Below are 20,640 nucleotides of genomic sequence, written 5' to 3'. Positions count from 1 at the left end.
TGAAAAATCATGGGAAGATACACAGGTCCAGTTTGCAAGCTATGCAGAAGAGAGAGAATGAAACTTTACTTGAAGGGTGAGAAATGTTATACGGAGAAATGTCCGCTTGAAAAGAAAAATTATCCACCCGGACAGCATGGTCCTTACAGAAGAGCGAGGTTGTCTGAGTATGGAATTCAGCTCAGGGAAAAGCAAAAGCTTCGTAGAATTTACGGTGTTTTTGAGAGACAATTTAGAAGATATTTTGAAATGGCGACTAAACAAAAAGGCAAAACGGGTGAAAATCTAATAAAGATACTTGAAAGGCGACTTGACAATGTTGTTTATCGGCTTGGATTTGCCCCTTCAAGAAAAGCTGCAAGGCAACTTGTGAAACACAGACATATCCTTGTGAACGGTAAAGTCGTTGATATACCATCTTATCTTGTTGAGCCGGGTGACGAGATAAGAGTCAGAGATAAAAGCAAAGAACTGGAAATTATCCATAATTCTCTCCGGAGAGTTACAGAGACATCGCTTGTCCCTTGGCTTCAGCTTAATAAGGCGAATTTAAGCGGTGTTTTTATGTATACACCTGAACGTTCTGAAATACCTGTAAATGTGAACGAACAATTGATCGTTGAACTTTATTCCAAATAAAAATTAAGTTATAAAGGACAGAAATGCCAAACATTTTGTTAACTTTTCCAGAAAATGTGGTGATGGACGAGGCGAGTTATTCAAATACTTTTGGAAGATTTATTTTACAACCACTTGAAAGAGGATATGGCGTTACGATAGGAAATGCTTTAAGAAGGGTTTTGCTCTCCTCTATCCCAGGTTATGCTTTCGTTGCTGTCAAGATAGGAGGTGTATTGCATGAATTCTCAACAATTCCAGGTGTTGTTGAGGATGTAGCTGATATCGTCTTGAATTTAAAAGGCGTGAGATTTAAACTGCTTGAGAAATCACTTAAAAAAATAAATGTTCTCGTCAAGGGTCCTTGTGAATTTAAAGCAGGGGATTTACAGAAACAAAATTCAGGTATAGAAATTTTGAATCCAGATCATCATATTGCTGAAATAACTGGTAATGTTGAGTTTGAGATGGACCTATGGATTGGTTATGGTAAAGGATATGTTCCTTCCGAAGAAATTGAGATGCTTGGGCCAGCGCCACCCGTTAAGCCAGAACCAGGTATAATTCTTCTTGATGCTATTTTTACGCCGATTAAAAATGTCAGATATTTTATTGAAAATGTTCGCTTGAAACAAAGGGGAGATTATGAAAAACTTACAATTGAGGTTGAAACGGACGGTTCAATAACTCCTGACGATGCGTTAGTTCTAGCAGCTAAAATTTTGAAGGAACATTTTGAAATCGTGGTAGAACTTCATCCGAAAGCACAACCAGCAGATATAATAAAAGACGAAGGTTTACCCGAGAAGGAAAGGATAAAGAAAATTTTGAAAACACCTATAGAGGACATTGGGCTTACAGTTCGCACATTCAACGCTCTGAAACAAAATGGGATTAACACCATTGGTGATGTTGTCAGATACAACGAAAATCAACTTTTAAGCTTCAGAAATTTTGGAAGGACCGCTTTAAATGAGATAAAGAGCGCGATTGAAAGTTACGGACTTTATTTCGGTTTTGATGTTGACAAGTATCAGGATTAAAAAAATAATTCTGGATGACTTTCAATGAGACACTTAAAGAAGGGAAGAAAGCTAAAAAGGACACATAGTCACAGGAAGGCGACTTTATCAGCGCTTGCAACTTCTCTTTTTCTCCATAAGAGGATTGTGACAACTGTTGCAAAAGCAAAGGAAGCGCGAAGATTTGCTGAAAAACTTATAACAAAAGCGAAGCGAGGGGATATCCATGCAAGACGTCTTGTGGCGAGATTTATCAAAAATAGAAAAGCGTTGAAAGAATTATTTGATGAGATAGCACCGAGGGTTATGGATAGACCAGGGGGTTATACGAGGGTTGTCCGCCTTGGTTTTAGACGTGGGGACTCAGCTGAACTTGCCGTCCTTGAATTGGTTGATTACAACATCGGAACGGGAATGGTCAAGCCTAAGAAAGAAAAGAAAGTTGAAACTCAACCGACAGAACAAGCAACAACTCAATAATGATAGGTTTTAAGCGGGGTTAAAACGCCCCGCTTGTCGTTTAAAAAACATATCCCCTAAAGAATATGAAAATAACATCAGCAAGGTTTATAGCCTCCCTTTCCGATATAAGACAACTCCCAACGGATGGTCTCCCCGAAGTGGCTCTAGTTGGAAGGTCAAATGTTGGAAAATCGTCCTTGATAAATAAAATTTGCAATAAAAAGAACCTCGCTTTCGTTAGTTCAACCCCGGGGAAAACACAAACGATAAATTTCTTCCTCATAAACGAGTCGTTTTATATCGTTGATTTACCCGGTTATGGTTATGCAAAAGTGCCAGAACATGTTAAAGCTGGATGGAGCAAATTGATTGAAAATTACTTGGGCGGAAGGGAACAACTCAAACTCGTCCTTCACATTGTAGATGCAAGACACGAGCCCACCGAACTTGACAAAATGATGGCTGGTTGGCTTGATTATTTCAAGATCCCATATGTTATCGTGATAACGAAAATTGACAAAATCGCAAGAAGTAAAATCGCAAGACAGGTGGAAATGATAAAAAATGCGTTTGGAAAGCTTAGGTATTGTCAGCAATTTGTAACTTTTTCAGCCATTACCGGTGTTGGAAAAAATGAATTGCTATCAATAATAGAGCAATATATCGGTTCGGTTCAAAGGGGAAAAAACATCTCAAAGACCCAAGGTCGTCAACCTCAAAAAGTATCTTAAAAACTTTGCGTTCCCTTCTCTCTTGATGATTTGATCAAGCCGAACACCATATAAAGGTTTGTTAGAATGATGACTTGTGTTATAAGCGCTTGATTTATTTTAGGTATCCCTAAGTTTGGTGAGATTGAGATAAAGAGCAAAATGTTTATCAGACCACGTGGGGCAATGTAAATCAATGGAATGATTTGTTCTCCAACTATTTTTAAGGTCAAATATCTCGTCCCGATTATAAGCGCTGTTATCACGACGCTTAAGAGGAGAACCTCGGGTTTGAGTATTTCTTTTGTTTCCAGGGTGTATCCAAACAATAGAAAGAAGAATGACCTCACGAGGAAGGTTAATTCAATGACAAGATTTTGAAATTTCCCGATCTCTTCTTCCACTTCCTCAAGTTTTACAAATTTCAAGTTCAGGGAACGATGAATCTTGTTGAAGTTGGCGAGCGAAAGCCCAAAAATTAGAATAAATATAAGCGCTGGCAGATGAAGGATTTTCGCAATTGAATATATCAAAATGATCATCAAAATCAGCGGGATAAATTTAACGGGGTGGTTTAACTTGCCAAGCAGGGATATCAAAAAAGCGGTTGATGAAATTGAAATTAAGACCATCAGTAAGAGTTGAAAGAGCATTGAAAAGATTGTACTCAAGTCAAAACTTTCCACGGCTTGTGATATGAAATTAAAAGAAATTATTCCCAAGATGTCGGATAAACTTGACTCATAGATGACAAACTCGCGAAGATGTGTTGTAAGATTTGATGCGCTCGGTATAGCGATTGAACTGCTTATGACAGAAAGCGGGACAGTATTTATTAGGGCTTTTTTAAATTCAGTTTGAAAAATTATGTGGAAAATTAAGGACAAAGAAAAGATAATGATTATGACCGATAGAAGCGCTGAGGTCATGGAACGTATGATATATTTGATTTTATCTCTTTCAATTTTAAGTTCAAATGAACCCTCAAGAACTATAAGTATAAGCCCAAGCGTTCCCATAATTGGGAGGAGATTTTGAAAGTTTGGGATGTCGGTGATATTAAGCAAAAAGAAAATCTGTGATATAAACCATCCTATTAAAAGCAGTATGATAACAGGTGGTATTTGTATCCTTGATAATGTTAAATCCAGAATATAGGCGGTTAGGAGAAGAATGCTTAACGTTATCAGAGATAAGTTTTCCATAAGTTTTCAAGATTTTTATTTATAATTAACAAAAATTTCAGGAAATCCTCAAATCGTGGGTTTTCATATCTTTTTTTATTCGTCTTTTTTTGCTAAATTTTTGAAAAAAATTAGTCATAAGCTGTGGCGAAGGTTGAACTTGATGAGCTTAAAAAAAGATTAAAGGATATCAAGCTCGTTGCCTGTGACATTGACGGAACTTTACTTTCTTCAGATAATAGAGTTGGTGAGGGAACAATTCAACTGGTTAAAGAATTGAAGGAACACGGGGTTAAATTTACGCTTATAACAGGACGCGTTCATTCCGCGTCTGTAAAGTATGCTAAAATGCTTGGTGTTGATGACCCGATAGTTTCGTTAAATGGGGCTTTAGTTAAGTTTCCTGAAGGGGGGACGATAAAAGCATTTTATCTTCCCGAGAAAAAGGTTTTAAAGGCGCTTGAACTTGCAGAGAGATTTTTCGTCAATATACTTTTTTATTCTGAGGATAAAGTCATTTACACGCCTGAGAACACAATTTTCCCATCCTATATCGGAAACCTTGAAGCAGAGACAATGGAAGTTGACTCTTACTATGATTATACTGATAAGGTCCTCCGAGTTGTTTTAAGTTCAGATAGGAATTATATCCTTTATAAAGTTGCGCATAAGCTTGAACCGCCTTTCTTTTCAAATATATCAACTACAATTTATCCATCCCTTAAATATGATCATCTTACATATCTTGAGGTGAAGCGCAGGGGAATTTCAAAGGCGACGGGATTGAAATATGTCCGAAAGTTTTTCAAATTGAAGCGCAGAGAAATCGCAGGCATTGGTGATTTTTACAATGATATTGAATTTTTGAAAAGCGTCGGAGTTTCTGTTGCAATGAGAAATGCGGTGGCAGAGGTAAGGTTTAACGCTGACTATGTGACTTCAAGGACAAATGATGAAGATGGTGTTGGTGAGTTTCTTGAAATTTTGCTTGATTCAAAGAAAAGAACAAACCCATGAGGGAATTTTTCGGCAAAATAAAAGGGATTTTTTTAAGTGATTTAACTTTAAAGTTTCTTATTTTCCTTTTGATCCCTTTCACCGTTGTTATAATGTTCCCATCCCCTTATGGAATTGATTATAAGTATGAGATTGGAAGCGTTTGGCTTTATGATGATGTCGTTGCCCCTTTCTCTTTCCCTATTTACAAGAGCGAGGAACAGTATCAGGAGGAGATAAACAAGGTATATTCGCAGGTTTATTTCATTTTTGATGTTGATACAACGGTGGTTGAAAAGCAGAAAAAGGAATTTGAGGCGTTCATAACTGATTTAAAATCGTATCTTGACATAAAGAAATTTAAACATGTGAGCGCTCGCGATTCGGTGGAAATTGAAAGATTAAGGGTGAAACTATTGAATAAAATTTCGGCTGATGAAATTGAAAGGATTGAGTACTTGAATAGAGTTGGATATTTTGATGTCGGTAAGTTTAAAATAACGGGGGAGACATATCTATCCTTGATTTATTCCTCTGCTGGGGTTATTTCAATACCGAGGACATCTTTGAGAAGGAACGAGATTGTCTTGAGAAAGGGAAGGTTTGAGGAGATTTATAGGCAGGGAAAGTTTTACGATTTAGGCGAATGCCTTGAAGTGGCGAAGGAATTATCAAAGAGAAATTTTGGGGAAATTGCTTTGGTTGACACAGGTGCTTTTGATTTGATGTCAAAAATTCTTTTTTCCTTTGTAAAGCCCAATTTAATTTTCAATCAAGGGGAGACAGAGGAACTATTGGAGCGGGAAAAGGGAAAAATTTTAAAGACGGTTGGAATCGTTAGGGAAAACGAGAAGATAATTTCAAGACATGAAATTGTTACGCCAGAGGCATATTTAAAACTTGAGTCATTGAAAAAGGCGCAAAAGGAGCGTGGTATCGGCGCTGGTAAAATTCTTAAAGACCTTGGACGATTTGTTTTTACAGGAAGTGTTCTTGCGATTTTTTGGCTTTACATTTATATGTATCGGAAAAAAATTTATTTTGACAATAAACTTCTTTTATTGATAGATGCGCTTTTCTTATTTCAAATTTTGGTTGCGTTTTTGATCACGAAGATAAAGGTCGGGAATGAGGTAAATTATTTTGTGCTTGTTCCTTCATCTTCAATGTTATTGACGATAATTTTTGATTCAAGGGTTGCCTTTTGGGGGACGGTTGCGATTTCACTTATAGTTGGCTCCGCTGTCGGTTACAATTATGATGTGACAAGTGCTTCTCTTATAGCCGGAACAATTGCGATTTATTCCGTCAGGAACATTGGGAATAGGATGCAAATTTTTAGAAGTTTCATATTTATACTTATCGCTTATGTTTTTGTGATCGCTAGCTTCTCGCTCCAAAAATATGAAAGCTTTAGCAATATTCTTGCGAAGTTTGGTTTTGCTGGGGCAAATGCATTGCTTTCGCCAATCATAACTTATGGTTTATTGATTTTTTTTGAGAGGATATTTGGAATAATGACTGAAATCACCCTTCTTGAGCTTTCCGATTTCAATCATCCTCTTCTGCGTGAGCTTTCAGCAAGAGCTCCTGGGACATTTCATCACAGCATTGCGGTTGCAACTCTTGCAGAAGCTGCAGCTAAAGCAATAGGTGCAAATCCCATTCTTGCAAGGGTTGGGGCTTATTATCATGACATTGGAAAAATTTTGAATCCCGAGTTCTTCGTTGAAAATCAAATGGAATCAGAAAAACTTCACACTTCTATAACCCCGGAGCAAAGCGTTCAAATAATAATATCCCATGTTGAAGACGGGCAAGAGCTTGCTAAAAAATATAAGCTTCCATCAGAGATAATAAAGTTTATCCCTATGCATCACGGGACGACGCTCGTTGCCTATTTTTATGGCAAGGCGTTGAAGAGAAGGGAACTCAAAAATGTTGAAATCAAGGAGTCGGACTTTAGATATAAGGGACCAAAGCCAGATTCAAAAGAAACCGCTATCGTTATGCTTGCTGATTCGGTTGAAGCAGCAACCCGCTCGCTTGATGAGAAAACGCCAGAAAATATAGAGAAGATCGTTGATGCAATTTTTGAAAACCGAATTGAGGATGGTCAGCTTGATGAGTCAAATTTAACTTTGAAAGATATTGAAGAGATAAAGAAGGCTTTCGTTCAAATTCTTGTGAATTTATACCATCCAAGGATAAAGTATCCCGGACAGGAGAAAGAGAGGACGAAGGATAAGGTTTCTGAAAATGAAAAGACAAGACAAAGAAAAAGCAGAAAGGTTAAATAGTGATTATGTTTGAGCGGGAAAAGATAAAAGGCGAGATTTGGCGAAAAAGTTTGACTTATTTTTTGACATCAATTGAAGTTGAAAGAGGTTATTCAAAGAACACCGTATCTTCCTACTCAATTGATCTGGTGAGATATATAAAATTTCTTGAGGAAAACGGGATAGAACATCCCGATTGGGTGAGCGAGGAAATCGTGAAGCGATATATCACTGAACTGCAAAGCATTGGATTAAGCCAATCAAGTGTGTCAAGGAACATATCATCAATAAGGACATTTCACAAGTTCTTATGGAATGTGGCATACACAAAAAATTATCCCGTTGATGACATTGAAGGACCTATGATTAGGAGAAAATTGCCCGAGGTTTTAACGATAGAAGAGATTTTCTCGCTTCTTGAACAACCAGATGTTAGTACGGAGATAGGCGTAAGGGACAGGGCTATGCTTGAATTTATGTATGCAACTGGGGTTAGGGTTTCGGAATTAATAAATTTTAAGCAGTCGGATTTGTTTATAGATAAGGAAGTCGTTAGGGTTTTTGGGAAAGGTTCAAAGCAAAGGTTGATACCGATTGGGGAGACCGCGATCAAATGGATCAGGGAGTATCAGTTGAAAGTTAGACCGAAATTTGTTAAAATTACAAGTGGAGATATTTTATTTTTGAGTAGATTAGGAAAGAGATTTACAAGGATGGCGGTTTGGAAAATCGTTAAGAAATATGCTCTAATGGCTGGGATTAAAAAAGAAATTCATCCGCACACATTGCGTCATTCTTTCGCAACACATCTTCTTGAAAATGGAGCTGACCTAAGAGCCGTTCAAGAAATGCTTGGTCATGTTGATATATCAACGACTCAAATTTATATCCGTGCGAAAAACATTGAGAACTTAAAAGAGGTTTATTTTCTTTATCACCCAAGGTCAAATTAAAAACCAAAAAAGGGAACAAAAATGGCAAATGGACTTCCAAACTGGGAGAACATATCCGAGAAACTATCAAGTTATGTTGAGGATGTCAGGAATGAATTTGAAGATATGCTCGGGCAAATAGTGGAAATTCCGACAGTTAGCATGGACCCATCTTATAAGGGTGAGATTGAGAAAGGAGCTGATCTTGCGGTTGAGTTTTTAAAGAAGTTTGGTTTTGATGCAAAGAAGTGCGAAACACCAGGGAATCCAGTCGTTTTAGGTTCTTATATAACTGACTCAAAAAATCCCACTGTTGCAATTTATAATCACCTTGATGTTCAGCCAGCTGGTGGACCTGAATGGGTTAGAGAGCCGTTTAAGTTCACTAAGGAGAATGGGAAATACTATGGGCGAGGGACAACCGATGATAAGGGTCCGGCTTTAACGGCGCTTTTTGCAGCTCGTTTTGCTGTTGAAAATGGCATTCCGATAAACATCAAATTCATATGGGAGTTTGAGGAAGAAAATGGAAGCCCGAATTTTGAATACTTCATCAAAAATAACAAGTCGGATTTAAAGGTTGATTCTATTCTTGTTTCCGATACTTTGTGGATTTCCCCTGAAAAACCGTCAATACCTTATGGTTTGAGGGGACTTCAAGGCGCTCGTCTTGTGCTTGATACCGGGACTAAAGATGTTCACTCAGGGACAACTGGCGGTGTAGCCAGAAATCCGATCGGCGAACTTTGTCAACTTGTATCACAGCTGTATGATGCAAAGACCGGAAAAGTTAAAATTCCCGGATTTTATAAGGATGTGAGAAAGCTTTCCAAAGAGGAGTTGAAAAACTTCCTCGCTTCAGGATTTGATGTCAAGCGTTGGATTCAAGTTTATGGGTTTAAGAGCGTAAGGACTAAGAATAAAGCTGAGATATTGCGTAGGATATGGGCTGAGCCGACATTTGAAGTTCACGGTATCGTCGGCGGATATACTGGACCTGGGATAAAAACGATTATCCCCCCACGAGCAGAGGTTAAAATAAGCATGCGACTTGTCCCAGATCAGAAACCGGATAAAGTGTTTAAACTTTTGAAGGATTATGTTAAGAAACTGAACCCTGATGTTCAAGTTATAAGGGAGAATGCGCTTGAGCCATATTATGGTGAATTCACAGGTCCGTATGCAGAAGCAGCCGTTAGGGCTATTCAATATGGTTTCGGCTTGAAGCCAGCTTTTATAAGGGAGGGAGGCTCAATAGGAGCGGTTGTCACAATGAAAAAACATTTGAAAGTTCCAATTGTCTTCATCGGTTTAAGTTTGCCAGAGCACGGTTATCATGAACCGAATGAAAACTATGATTGGCGTCAAGCATCCGGAGGTATGAAAACATTCGTCAGGTATTTCTACGAGATATCGCAGATAAAATGAATTAAAACTTGAAACTTAACAAAAAATTTATTATTAATTATTGCATTTTAGAGTTAAACTCTAAAAAACAGGAGGAGGTGAAATTGAAAGCGTTAGGAAGGCATCTTTTAATTGAACTCTTTAACTGTGATAGGAAACTCCTTAACGATGTTTCTTTTGTTGAGAAAATCCTGACGAAATCGGCTGAGCTTGCAGGGGCGACGATCGTTAAAACATTTTTTCACACTTTCAATCCCCACGGGGTCAGCGGTGTCGTTGTGATCGCTGAGTCACATCTGACAATTCACACATGGCCAGAATATGGTTACGCTGCAATTGATGTTTTCACCTGTGGGGATGATGTTGATCCATATGTTAGCTATGAGTATCTGAAGGAAAAATTTAAAGCGAAAGCCTCCTACATCATGGAGGTAAAAAGAGGTCTGTCAGAGAATATCATTAGCACAAGCACAAAGAAAATAATGGCAGGGGTTCTTGCAGGAGAAAGGTGAAGTAAATACTGACATCCCGAATAGTAACAGCGAAGGAATTTGGTTTACGGAATACGGTCCGGAGAATACCGCTTTATCGTTGAAGATATCGCGCAAAATTTTTGAGAAGGAAACGCCTTTTCAAAGAATAGAGATTTTTGAATCTTATGATTATGGAAAGGTTTTGGTGCTTGATGGATTTATAATGCTGACGGAAAAGGATGAGTTTATTTATCACGAAATGATAGCTCATGTGCCGTTGTTTACTCACCCAAATCCAGTTAGAGTTTTGGTTATAGGTGGAGGAGATGGCGGTGTTGTAAGAGAAGTTTTAAAGCATAAATCAGTTGAAAGGATTGAACTTGTTGAAATAGATGAAGAAGTTGTAAACGCAGCGAGAAGATTTTTTCCCCAAGTATCGTCCTATCTTGATGATGAGCGAGTTGAGGTGATATTTCAAGATGGGGTTGAATTCATCAAGTCAAAAAATGGCGTTTACGATGTCATTTTGATAGATTCGCCAGACCCAATAGGTCCGGCGGTTGGTCTTTTTGAAGAAAACTTCTATAAAGATGTCTTCTCAGCTTTGAATGACTTTGGTATAGTTGTCGCGCAAGCGGAATCACCGTTCGTTTTCCCCGACTTGATAAAAAAAATTCATTCCGTTTTCAATAAATACTTTCCAATAGTTCGTTTTTATCTCGCAAATGTCCCAACATATGCAAGCGGTCTTATAAGTTTTGTTCTTGGTTCTAAGAAATTTGACCCAGTGGAGGATTTCAACCCCAACAGAGTTGCCGGATTTCAACTTAAGTACTACAACGAGCAGATACACTGGGCATCTTTCGCTTTACCGAACTTCTTTAAAGATTTACTCAAGTAAATTTCTTGTTAAAATGGGTTTCAAGTGGGTTTGTTGCTTGATCTTTTTAGCTTTATTTTTTTCTTGTCGTTCGGGCAAGGGAAAAAGCGATGATAAATTTGTTGAGGTTTATGGCGAGGTCTTGCTCTTATCTGAAAAATTTAGTAGCGATTCGCTTCTGTTGAAAGCAAAGGTTGATTCGCTTCTCAAATCTAAAAAAATGAGCTATCAACAGTTTGATTCGCTTTCAAGGGTTTACAGCGAGAATCCAAAGCGCTGGGTTGAGTTTTTTGACAAGGTCAAGAGATACATAGATGAAAAAAGTTCAAATGCCTCGCGCAATAGATGAAACATATCTTTATTCAATTTGGCTTTCGTTTTGGGACAAGCTTGAACTTCGGACGAAAAATTCGGATAAAATTGAAGTTTTAAATTCTGGCGAGATGAACACAAGCGATGGGGCTGACTTCACAGATGCAAGAATAAAGATAAATGGGAAAATTCTTAGAGGCGATGTTGAAATACACCTTAAGGCATCTGATTGGAAAAATCACAAACATCACATTGATGAAAGATATAACACTGTCATACTCCATGTCGTTGCCAATGACGATACAGACAATGGCTTTGTTTATACGGTTTCTGGCAGAGGCGTCCTCACGGCTGAAATATCCAATATAAATGAGTTTAGCAAAGCGATCAAAAGAGATGAAAGGATAAAATGCTATGCTTTTAATAAAAATGTCCCGATGGACGAAAAATTGAAATGGATTAAGAAGCTTGGTCTGACAAGGTTGTTTTTCAAGGCGAGGAACTTAAGCGAGAGATTGGCTGAGATAATTGATGAGAACTTTTTTATGATAGCAGAGTCCCCATCAGATTATTTCTCAACATATAAAGGTTATTCTCTTTTCCAGCTTTCACATAAATTTGTTTGGGATCAACTTCTTTATGAAAAAGTTATGGAAGCCCTTGGGTATTCAAAGAACAAAGAGCCATTTCAAAAGCTTGCACGAAATTTAACCTTGAGGTTCATCGCCGATAATTCCTTCGCTCATACATATGAAAGACAAATTTTGAAAATTCAATCTATACTTTTCGGTGTAGCTGGTTTCATTAAGCATTACAAGGGGAAAAGAAGCGATGCGGAGACGAAAATTTTTCTTAATGAGCTGGAGAGAGAATGGCTTGAGGTAAAGAAAAATTATCGCAGGGAACTTTTGCACTATTCGGAATGGAAATTTTCCTCTACCAGACCTGCCAATTCGCCGATTTTTAAACTCAGCGGTGCTTCTAAAATTGTGTGGAGAATAATTCACGAGGATTTTTTTGCGAAGATGAGCGATATCATAACCTCAAAATTGAAGCCGATTGAAAAGGCAAAACATCTTGTTGAACTATTTCGTGTGAGGTCAGAGGGCTATTGGGAGAACCATTATAATTTTGGTGGTAGCAGTCGGGTTAAAACTGGTTTCGCTATTGGTACCTCAAAAGCAAGCGAAATTGTTGTGAACGGAGTTTTGCCGATGATGCTGACCTTTGCAAGAATTTTTAATAACAGGGTGTTAGAGAATGGAGTTATAGAGATTTATAAGAATTTCCCAGGTCTTTCACCAAATTGGATAACTTCAAAAATTGAGGAAGAGCTTTTGCTTGGGAAGGTTAGAATTTCACCTTCAGCGGTGATGCATCAGGGCGGGATTCAACTTTATAAATTTTATTGTTCAAATTCGCTCTGTAACGCATGTGCTATCGGGATTAAGTTATTTTCGTGAGGTCATTTTGAACGATTTAAAAATTTATCTATCTTTTCGCTTGGGGTTTCAATCCCCGTCAATTTGATGAACGCTTCATTTAACTGCGAGACATTGGCTTCTCGCAAGATATCTTCAACGGTTCCACTTGCTATTATTTTACCTTTGTTTATTATTATAAGCTTGTCGCATATCCTTTCTATCACATCAAGTAGATGTGAGGAGTAAAAAATCGTTTTTCCATTTTTCGCCATTTTTTTGATCATCTCCTTAAAAATTTGAATTGCGTTCGTGTCAAGACCATTAAGCGGTTCATCAAGGAATAAAACCTTCGGGTCGTGCATAATGGCTGAAATTAAAATGACCTTCTGTTTCATGCCCTTTGAAAAACTTAACATCGGTTCATCTTTGAAATCGTAAATTTCAAAAATTTCCATAAGTTCAAAGACATTTCTTTCAATCTCCCCCTCGCTCATTCCGTAGATTTTCCCGACAAAACTTAAAAACTCCATCGGCGTCAATGTTTCAAACATAGGTGCATGTTCCGGGATATAACCAATTATTTTTTTTACATCATCTGGTTTTTCAACCACATTTATCCCGTTAATATAAGCCAAGCCGGAGTTTGGTTTTATAATCCCAGTTAAAATCTTTATCGTTGTTGTTTTTCCAGCCCCGTTCGGTCCAATATAACCACATATTTCACCCTCACCGACGCTGAAACTTACACCCTTAAGCACAAGTTTATCGTTATAGTATTTGACTATGTTTATTGCCTCAATCATCTTATGCTAACCCTGAAGCTCCTTGTTTCACTTATTGAATTTATCAGGTTTTCACTTTTTGTAAAAGTTGCAACCTTCCAAAAATAAATCCTGCCATCATAGAGTGACGGACCAAGATAAGTGACGCTAAATGTATCGGAATCTTCACCTTTTATCACTTTTTTCCATATCTCATTTCCAAATTTTGAGGTTGAGACAAAAATTATGTATCCAGAAGCGTTTTCAACTTTTTCCCACTTGAAAACCGGGTTGTAATCCGTTGTGCCATTGTCTTGTGGATTTAGCAAACTCGGGCATTTCAAAATTATGTCATCGTCTTCGTAGCTTGGTTTGCTTTCAAGTCCTCCTTTGTCAACTGCTACGATTTTGTAGTAATATCTCTGATTTACGCTTAAATTAACAGTATCGCGAAAGTAATTGTCCTTTGTCCATCCAACTAAATTTAAATCGCTGGGAGTGAAATTTTGCGTTGTTGATCTGTAGATCTTGTAAAGATTTATGTCTCCATCTGGATTTTTATACCATTTCAGGTTAAAGTAAATGCCATCAGGGTCATTGTGTGCATCAACGCTTAAACCGAAAGGTTGAGTGGGTGGATACTTATTCACAGGTTTTGCGCTTACAGTTGAACTCGGTTGGCTCTCGTTTCCAGAGTTATCAACAGCGGTTATGTAATAGTAATAAACCGTATCATAATAAAGTCCTTTGTCGGAAAATATGTTTTCATAAGATTGACCTATATTGAGAAAGTTTATGCTGTCATTTGAGCGATAAATTTTGTAGAAATCAACATCTGGTTCTGTGTTATTTTGCCAGACGAGAATAACCATACCATCGCCGGCGAAATAAACAGAAAGTCCTTGGGGTGGTGAGGGTGGAGTTGTGTCAGGACCTGTCATTTCATTTAATTCCCTTGAGCATCCGAGAATTAGCAAAGTGAAAAGAACGATTAAAAGGCGCTTCATTTTAACTTCCTGGGACGAGTTTTATTAGCGTCACCTCCGCGGGTGCATTGAACCGTATTGGCGCAGCTGTAAAACCAAGCCCGCGATTTACACTTACCAAAATTGAGCCGAGATCATAGAACCCCGAGACAAATTTTGTTTCAATTCTTGAAGGTATTATCTCAAATCCGAAAAGCGAAATGACAACTTGACCACCGTGAGTGTGACCCGAAAGGAAAAGTTTGTAATTTCTTTCTTTTGCAAAATTAACAAGGAACTCAGATGGTTGGTGGGTAACAAAAATTTTTATATCAGCATCATTACTTGATGCGAGATTTTCAAGTATATCCGTCTGCGGTCGTTTGCTATATATGTTAGTTACGAGGGTTAAGCCAAGCGTTGCGCCGTCAATTTTTAATTTCACATTTTCATTATCAAAGAGTTTTAAGCCGTATTTCGCCATTTCGGTATTTATGTTTTCAACGCCAGCCCAGTAATCGTGGTCACCAATGCAAGAATATAAGCCGAATTTTGAATTCACCTTTGAAATCATTTCAACCGCTAATGGAATGTGTTTGGTTCCATAAGTGACTATATCACCAGTGAAAATTACAATGTCAGGTTCAAGCGAGTTTACAATGTTTATGTATCTCCCAATCTTTTCCCTTCCGGTTCTTTCATCGGCTTGAATATCGCTTATGTGAACGATTTTAAAACCGTTCAAACTTCCCGGAAGATTGTCAACTTTTAAAGTTGCCCTGCTGATGTTTATCTTGTTCGTGTCAATGTATGTTTTTACCCCAGCGTATATTAGGTTTACGACGGCTATTAAAATTATCAGCAAGGGGAAAATGATATTTAACCTTGCCTGATTTAAAGCGAGCGTTGTTGATTTTAAAATTAACCTTGCTATGTCAATTAAGAGAAATGGGAAGAATGTTTGAAGCGCAAAGACGAGACCAACCCAGAATGGATAAGTGAAAGTCACATCAAAAATTTTATTCCCAAAACGAAATGTTGAGATTATCGCCTGTGAACCAAGCAAGAAGCCGAAAAGTCCAATTAATGGATAAGAGAGGAAATAAATCAAGATGAAAAGCGGGAGAAATTTCAAGTGATTGAACCCCAATTGTCTTAAAGCGAAGGAAATTTTAGACGACAAGTAGATGTAAATTAAAAGAAGAAGTCCAAGTAGCAAAAGTGTCATCCTAAGAACCCAGGGCAAATTTCCAAGTGGTTTTGTTTTCGTTTTAAAAAATTTAAAGAATTTGCACTGATAAAAGCAAACTTTAATTTGAGCATTGATTTGGGTAAATTTAAATTTGTGACATAAACTATACTGAAAAAACAAATTTTAGGATCTATTGATGGAGCCGATAAAAGTTGCCTTCCTTTGGCATCAGCATCAGCCGTATTATAAGCAAGATGGGGAGTATTTATTGCCTTGGGTTAGATTTCACGGGGTGAAGGATTATTGGGATATGGTGCGGATACTTGATGATTATCCAAGGATAAAGCAGACATTCAACCTTGCGCCCTCGCTTATAGTTCAAATTTTGGATTATGTTGAAAACAGAGCTGAGGATAAAATTTTAAAATTGACGAAAAAAAGGGTTGATGAACTAACAGAGGACGATAAGCTTGAGATTTTGAAGAATTTTTTTCTGGCTAATTTTGACAGGATGATAAAGCCATTTCCGAGGTATCTTGAGCTTTTTAATAAGCGTGGTGGTTTCTCTTTTAGTGTTGAAGTTTTCAATGAGGTTGTCACAAGGTTTAGTTCCCAGGATTGGCTTGATCTTCAAGTTTGGTATAACCTTATTTGGGTTGGGGAATACAGCAAGTATGACGAGCCGTTTAAGAAACTTTTTGAAAAAGGCGGTGGATTTACAGAGGATGACAAACATATTTTGATCAACGGTCATTATGAGATTTTGGGGAGGATAATCCCAAAACATATTGAAGCACAAAATCGCGGGCAGATAGAGGTGAGTGTAAGTCCATTTTATCATCCGATTTTACCACTTTTATGCGATGTTTCAATTGCTAAAGTTTCATCTCCCGAGATTAAGTTGCCGAAGGTAAAATTTTCCCACCCGGAAGATGCGGACGCACAAATTAAGAAGGCGATAAAATTATATGAAGAAATTTTTGGGCGAAAGCCCGTCGGCATGTGGCCAAGTGAAGGGAGTATAAGTGAAGAAGCGATTCAATTGATGGCTGAAAATGGCTTGAGATGGACAGCTTCCGATGAGGAAGTATTGCTAAAATCTTTATCTCTCGTTGAAAATGGCGTAAATGAGAGAATTAGAATTTACAAACCATATAAATTTGTTACGCCATTTGGAGAAGTCAAAATCGTATTTAGGGATAGAATTTTATCCGACTTGATCGGATTTGTTTATTCAAGTTGGTCTCCGGATGACGCAGCGAATGATCTTGTCAATAGAATTTTAAGGATACGTGATGAAATAATTCAAAGGGAGGGTGAAGAAGCATTAAAGAACTCAATTGTTGCCATCATTCTTGATGGTGAGAATTGCTGGGAGTATTACCAAAGCGATGGGAAGGATTTTTTAAGAACTTTATATTGGTTGATTTCAAATGATGAAAGGCTTGAAACTGTAAGATTAAGTGATTTCTTTGAAAGTTGTGATGCCATCGCTTTGAAGAAGATTTTCCCTGGCTCTTGGATAAATGCTAATTTTAACATTTGGATTGGTCATGATGAGGACAATAAAGCGTGGGACCTTTTGAAGCGTGTGAGGGATTTGCTTGTGAGGGAGATTTCAAGCGGAAGGCATAGTGAAGAGACGATAAAAAGGGCTTGGGAGGAGATTTATATCGCTGAGGGGAGCGATTGGTGTTGGTGGTTTGGCGATGAGCATGTGAGCGCACAAGCAGATGAGTTTGATTTCCTTTTTAGAAAACATTTGATAAATGTCTATGAAATTCTCGGTTATGAAGCGCCTGTTGAACTTTATCATCCGATAAAGAGAAAGCTTGTTAAGTTCTTTATCGTTGAACCGAGAAGATTTATTTATCCGAGTATTGATGGAATGAGGAAGAAAAATTTTGAGTGGGAAGGGGCTGGCTATTATGATGTTGCCCGAACAGGAACGGCAATGCATCAAGTCACAAGTATTGTTAAGAGGATTTATTTCGGCTATAATGAGGATAAATTTTTCATTCGCGTTGATACTTCAAGGGGATTGACAGATAGAAATCGCATAGAGGTTCATTTTGTTGAACCATGCGAGATAAGAATTGAATTTAATCACGAGGGATTTTCAGTTAGAAAAATTAGCCGGAGAAATAAGCAGGAGGTTTTTGATTTGAAATATGCTTTTGGTGAGGTTTTTGAGCTTGAGATAAGCCGTGAGACGCTTTGCGCTTTTGGAGATTTACCAAGGGTGAAGTTTCACATCCATGTTTATGAGGACCACAAAGCATTGGAGAGATGGCCAAGGGATGAATCAATAGTTGTTTCTTTTAAAAAGAAGGTCCGATGATGGGCAGGCGACCCTGCGTCACACGGAATAATTTGCCTACCGTTGCTCCCTTCCGGGCCTGGCGGGGTTTGGCAACATCCCGTTGCGCAGGACCTGACCCAAACATCGGACCTTGAAAGTGCCCGGGACCGGACTCGAACCGGTACGTCCCTTTGGGGGACACAGGATTTTAAGTCCTGTGCGTCTACCAATTCCGCCACCCGGGCAATGTTTCATTAAAAAATTTAAAAAATGACAGGATGAAAAACAAGTTTTCCTAAAGCGCAAGTTGCCATAGAGAATCGGGTTTAAAGATGACAACATATTAGGGGAAAATTTTTCACAGTGGAGAAGATAATAAAGAAAAAATTAGTGGTAAATGATTTCTCGCGCGGTGAAATTTTAAAAATGCTTGAATGCTTTTGAAGTTTCCTTCTTGACAAAGTCAGATTATTTATTTAAATTAAACTTGCAAAGTTAAAAACAAAAATTTGGAGGGTATCATGGCGGGGAAAAAAATTTTGATGCTTGTTGGTGATTTTGTGGAAGATTATGAAGTGATGGTGCCATTTCAGGCACTTCAAATGGTTGGACATACCGTTCATGCCGTTTGTCCGGGTAAAAAAGCCGGGGAAAAGGTAAGGACCGCTGTTCACGATTTTGAAGGTGATCAAACTTATAGTGAAAAGCCCGGGCATAATTTCACGCTTAACGCGACATTTGACAACATCAATCCAGCTGAATACGATGCGCTTGTGATCCCAGGCGGTAGAGCACCCGAATATATCAGAATGAATGAAAAGGTGCTTGAAATTGTGCGTCATTTTGCTGACAATAATAAGCCGATCGCAGCGATCTGTCACGGAGCACAAGTGTTAACAGCAGCTGGAGTTGTGAAGGGGAGGAAAATTAATGCTTATCCAGCCGTTGGACCAGAGGTCAAAGTCGCCGGCGGTGAATATGTTGAATTACCATGGGATAAAGCAATAGTTGACGGGAACATTGTAACCGCGCCAGCTTGGCCAGCTCATCCCGATTGGCTTGCGAAGTTTCTTGAACTGCTTGGGACGAAGATAATTCACGAGGAAAAAGTCACCGTTTGATTCTTTTGGGGCAAGCATTTGCTTGCCCCTTATTCGTCAGGTATTTGATTTGCATTTTCAATCGCGATCCTTTTCAAGCTTTCTTCAATGTTAAATGATAAACCCTTTTCAAGGACTCTTTTCACAAATTCACCACAACATTTTCCAGAGGGATTTTTTATATGGCACTCACGACCCGTTCTTGCTTTTGTGTATTCCTTTATTTTTTCAATTGAATCACAGCACCCTTTTACAACAATCTCATAAAGGATCGTTTGCTCATCAACATTTAAACAATAGCAAACCGTTATAGGCGGTGTTGCTTCTTTTATCCCAACTCTAACCTTTAAAGAATTTTTTGTAAAGTAAATATCTGGATCGTTTTTAAAGTAAACAACCGGACACATAAAAGTTGCGCAGAAATAGTATTTGTCTTCGGTTATAAAATTTTTATACTCATCTTTCACAAGATTATCCATCGTTATCCTGCGAACTGAATTTGACGCCTCTCTCCCACAAACCTTACATATCATTTCTCTTTTTTCCTTTGACTCGTTCAATAAACGATAAAACCTATGGGATATGTTCAATTCAACGCCGTCAATTGATGTTATGGTTAAAATCATTTTATCAGTTATTTAATTTTTAAATTATATCCAACTGATAGCCCGACGATATAATCAGGAACAAGTTGTGTGCCCTTCACATTCAAGTAAACTGGATAATCAAGATAGAAACGTAAACTCACATTATCATTTAAATAAATAACTTCTGGTGACACAAAAAACCACTGCCCACCTGTGTTTGGAACTGGTAATTCAGCATAAGTATCAGAGGCATAGTATTTTAACCGCCCTCTGGCGGTAAGAAATAAGTAGTTGTTTAATTTTATGTAGAAACCGGTGTTCAAAAAGAATTCGTTTCCCAATTTATATCCATCTAAATTTCTCCCGTTTAGCTTAAATATCCCTGAGACGAAGAAATTAAACGGTTTTGGTAGGAACGCTTGATAGAAGTAAAACCAAATGATTTTATCAATTGATCCGATTGTTGGTTGCATGTCAATTGATAGCTTAACCCCATCTAAACGGAAGGATGAATTCCCAATTGGAACTTTCCATCCCAAACCAACTGTAAGTTCCCTTTGATTGGTTATATTAGGTGCTATGATTGAAAATTTCCCTAAAATCACTGCATCTCCAACGCCATAGCTTTTTTGCACTACATCGGTCAATTTGCGGATTTTTTGCGTATAAATTGCGGTTATACTTAAGGTTAAACGATTCAACGGGGCGTAGCTTAAATCAATATAAAAGTTGTGCACCTTTTTATCTTTAATGGGCATCAAGCTTGATACTACCCGTTCCTTCCCATTGTAAAGTTTTGTCCCCCTATAAAATTCATATCCAGCGTTTATCAAAAAAGAATTTCTTAGAAGAATCCCATAGTCAAAAGTTCCACCAGTTTTTGGTGTTCCTACAATACAACAACCCTGAGATTTCAGATTAGCAAGTGGTATGAACAACAGCAGAATAAAAATCACGCCAATTTTAAGCGTTTCCGGGTTTGCATAGCTTTCCCTTGGCGTTTGAGTTTTTCTTGCGTTACACATGGTTATTTT

At 38.0% G+C, this 20,640-nt stretch carries 20 protein-coding genes, 1 tRNA gene and 1 other RNA gene; 14 read left to right on the top strand and 8 right to left on the bottom strand.

From position 1 onward, the window contains the following. The first annotated feature begins 9 nt into the window (after positions 1 to 9). From rpsD to yihA, 4 genes are all read left to right on the top strand, one after another. On the top strand, positions 10 to 639 hold the full coding sequence (gene rpsD / locus FKZ43_RS00905; protein ID WP_140943986.1) for a 30S ribosomal protein S4: 630 nt from the start codon (positions 10 to 12) through the stop codon (positions 637 to 639). Between the two features lie 23 nt (positions 640 to 662). Further along, the gene (locus FKZ43_RS00900; RefSeq protein ID WP_140943985.1) at positions 663 to 1,661 is read left to right on the top strand and encodes a DNA-directed RNA polymerase subunit alpha; all 999 of its coding nucleotides are present in this window, start codon (positions 663 to 665) and stop codon (positions 1,659 to 1,661) included. A 24-nt stretch (positions 1,662 to 1,685) separates the two neighbouring features. Then, on the top strand, positions 1,686 to 2,120 hold the full coding sequence (gene rplQ, locus FKZ43_RS00895) for a 50S ribosomal protein L17 (protein ID WP_140943984.1): 435 nt from the start codon (positions 1,686 to 1,688) through the stop codon (positions 2,118 to 2,120). Positions 2,121 to 2,185: 65 nt separating this feature from the next. Then, positions 2,186 to 2,833, top strand: coding sequence for a ribosome biogenesis GTP-binding protein YihA/YsxC (yihA, locus tag FKZ43_RS00890; RefSeq protein ID WP_140943983.1), 648 nt, complete (start codon positions 2,186 to 2,188; stop codon positions 2,831 to 2,833). On the opposite strand, the gene FKZ43_RS00885 is transcribed toward yihA, so the two are convergent. Then, a complete protein-coding gene (locus FKZ43_RS00885; RefSeq protein WP_140943982.1) occupies positions 2,830 to 4,017 on the bottom strand; it encodes a cation:proton antiporter domain-containing protein in 1,188 nt (395 codons plus the stop codon). The two genes, yihA and FKZ43_RS00885, sit on opposite strands and share 4 nt — an antisense overlap. A gap of 123 nt (positions 4,018 to 4,140) precedes the next feature. Here FKZ43_RS00885 and FKZ43_RS00880 point away from each other — a divergent pair, with 123 nt between their 5' ends. The 8 genes from FKZ43_RS00880 to FKZ43_RS00845 all read left to right on the top strand — a co-directional run bounded on the left by FKZ43_RS00880 (position 4,141) and on the right by FKZ43_RS00845 (position 12,738). Then, on the top strand, positions 4,141 to 5,013 hold the full coding sequence (locus tag FKZ43_RS00880; protein WP_140943981.1) for a Cof-type HAD-IIB family hydrolase: 873 nt from the start codon (positions 4,141 to 4,143) through the stop codon (positions 5,011 to 5,013). Continuing rightward, positions 5,010 to 7,292, top strand: a complete 2,283-nt coding sequence (locus FKZ43_RS00875; RefSeq protein ID WP_140943980.1) for an HD family phosphohydrolase — start codon at positions 5,010 to 5,012, stop codon at positions 7,290 to 7,292. The genes FKZ43_RS00880 and FKZ43_RS00875 overlap by 4 nt, the downstream gene beginning before the upstream one ends. 5 nt (positions 7,293 to 7,297) lie before the next feature. Further along, a complete protein-coding gene (gene xerD, locus FKZ43_RS00870; protein WP_140943979.1) occupies positions 7,298 to 8,224 on the top strand; it encodes a site-specific tyrosine recombinase XerD in 927 nt (308 codons plus the stop codon). Between the two features lie 21 nt (positions 8,225 to 8,245). Next, on the top strand, positions 8,246 to 9,631 hold the full coding sequence (locus FKZ43_RS00865; protein WP_140943978.1) for a M20/M25/M40 family metallo-hydrolase: 1,386 nt from the start codon (positions 8,246 to 8,248) through the stop codon (positions 9,629 to 9,631). Between the two features lie 83 nt (positions 9,632 to 9,714). Next, positions 9,715 to 10,122, top strand: a complete 408-nt coding sequence (gene speD / locus FKZ43_RS00860) for an adenosylmethionine decarboxylase (RefSeq protein ID WP_181180194.1) — start codon at positions 9,715 to 9,717, stop codon at positions 10,120 to 10,122. Then, entirely contained in the window at positions 10,106 to 10,984 is an 879-nt protein-coding gene (gene speE, locus FKZ43_RS00855; RefSeq protein WP_446661266.1) for a polyamine aminopropyltransferase, read from the top strand. The genes speD and speE overlap by 17 nt, the downstream gene beginning before the upstream one ends. Positions 10,985 to 11,021: 37 nt before the next feature. Next, on the top strand, positions 11,022 to 11,312 hold the full coding sequence (locus FKZ43_RS00850; RefSeq protein ID WP_219916496.1) for a hypothetical protein: 291 nt from the start codon (positions 11,022 to 11,024) through the stop codon (positions 11,310 to 11,312). Then, the gene (locus FKZ43_RS00845) at positions 11,278 to 12,738 is read left to right on the top strand and encodes a DUF2851 family protein (RefSeq protein ID WP_140943975.1); all 1,461 of its coding nucleotides are present in this window, start codon (positions 11,278 to 11,280) and stop codon (positions 12,736 to 12,738) included. Before FKZ43_RS00850 ends, FKZ43_RS00845 begins: the two co-directional genes overlap by 35 nt. A 2-nt stretch (positions 12,739 to 12,740) precedes the next feature. Here FKZ43_RS00845 and FKZ43_RS00840 read toward each other — a convergent pair whose 3' ends face one another. The 3 genes from FKZ43_RS00840 to FKZ43_RS00830 are packed head-to-tail and all read right to left on the bottom strand — an operon-like array spanning position 12,741 to position 15,653. After that, positions 12,741 to 13,502 carry an ABC transporter ATP-binding protein gene (locus FKZ43_RS00840; protein WP_140943974.1) on the bottom strand — a complete coding sequence of 254 codons (762 nt, stop codon included), beginning with the start codon at positions 13,500 to 13,502 and terminating at the stop codon, positions 12,741 to 12,743. Then, positions 13,499 to 14,467, bottom strand: a complete 969-nt coding sequence (locus FKZ43_RS00835; protein ID WP_140943973.1) for a fibronectin type III domain-containing protein — start codon at positions 14,465 to 14,467, stop codon at positions 13,499 to 13,501. The genes FKZ43_RS00840 and FKZ43_RS00835 overlap by 4 nt, the downstream gene beginning before the upstream one ends. A gap of 1 nt (position 14,468) precedes the next feature. Then, entirely contained in the window at positions 14,469 to 15,653 is a 1,185-nt protein-coding gene (locus FKZ43_RS00830; protein WP_140943972.1) for a metallophosphoesterase, read from the bottom strand. 160 nt (positions 15,654 to 15,813) lie between these two features. On the opposite strand from FKZ43_RS00830, the gene FKZ43_RS00825 reads away from it, so the two are divergent. Beyond that, on the top strand, positions 15,814 to 17,958 hold the full coding sequence (locus FKZ43_RS00825) for a glycoside hydrolase family 57 protein (protein WP_140943971.1): 2,145 nt from the start codon (positions 15,814 to 15,816) through the stop codon (positions 17,956 to 17,958). On the opposite strand, the gene ffs is transcribed toward FKZ43_RS00825, so the two are convergent. Next, an RNA gene (gene ffs, locus FKZ43_RS00820) (signal recognition particle sRNA small type) lies at positions 17,957 to 18,057 on the bottom strand. The two genes, FKZ43_RS00825 and ffs, sit on opposite strands and share 2 nt — an antisense overlap. Positions 18,058 to 18,077: 20 nt before the next feature. Beyond that, a tRNA-Leu gene (locus FKZ43_RS00815) sits at positions 18,078 to 18,164 on the bottom strand. Between the two features lie 276 nt (positions 18,165 to 18,440). Between FKZ43_RS00815 and FKZ43_RS00810 the strand changes: the two genes are divergently transcribed. Then, entirely contained in the window at positions 18,441 to 19,040 is a 600-nt protein-coding gene (locus FKZ43_RS00810; RefSeq protein ID WP_140943970.1) for a DJ-1/PfpI family protein, read from the top strand. Between the two features lie 29 nt (positions 19,041 to 19,069). Here FKZ43_RS00810 and FKZ43_RS00805 read toward each other — a convergent pair whose 3' ends face one another. Both FKZ43_RS00805 and FKZ43_RS00800 read right to left on the bottom strand, forming a co-directional pair. Then, on the bottom strand, positions 19,070 to 19,645 hold the full coding sequence (locus FKZ43_RS00805) for a hypothetical protein (protein ID WP_140943969.1): 576 nt from the start codon (positions 19,643 to 19,645) through the stop codon (positions 19,070 to 19,072). Between the two features lie 8 nt (positions 19,646 to 19,653). Continuing rightward, positions 19,654 to 20,640, bottom strand: a 987-nt coding sequence (locus FKZ43_RS00800) for a hypothetical protein (protein WP_219916495.1), incomplete at its 5' end; no start/stop codon positions are given.

The organism is Candidatus Thermokryptus mobilis (genome assembly GCF_900070205.1).
GTDB lineage: Bacteria > Bacteroidota > Ignavibacteria > Kryptoniales > Kryptoniaceae > Kryptonium > Kryptonium mobile.
This window is presented reverse-complemented; position numbering and strand designations above follow the sequence as displayed.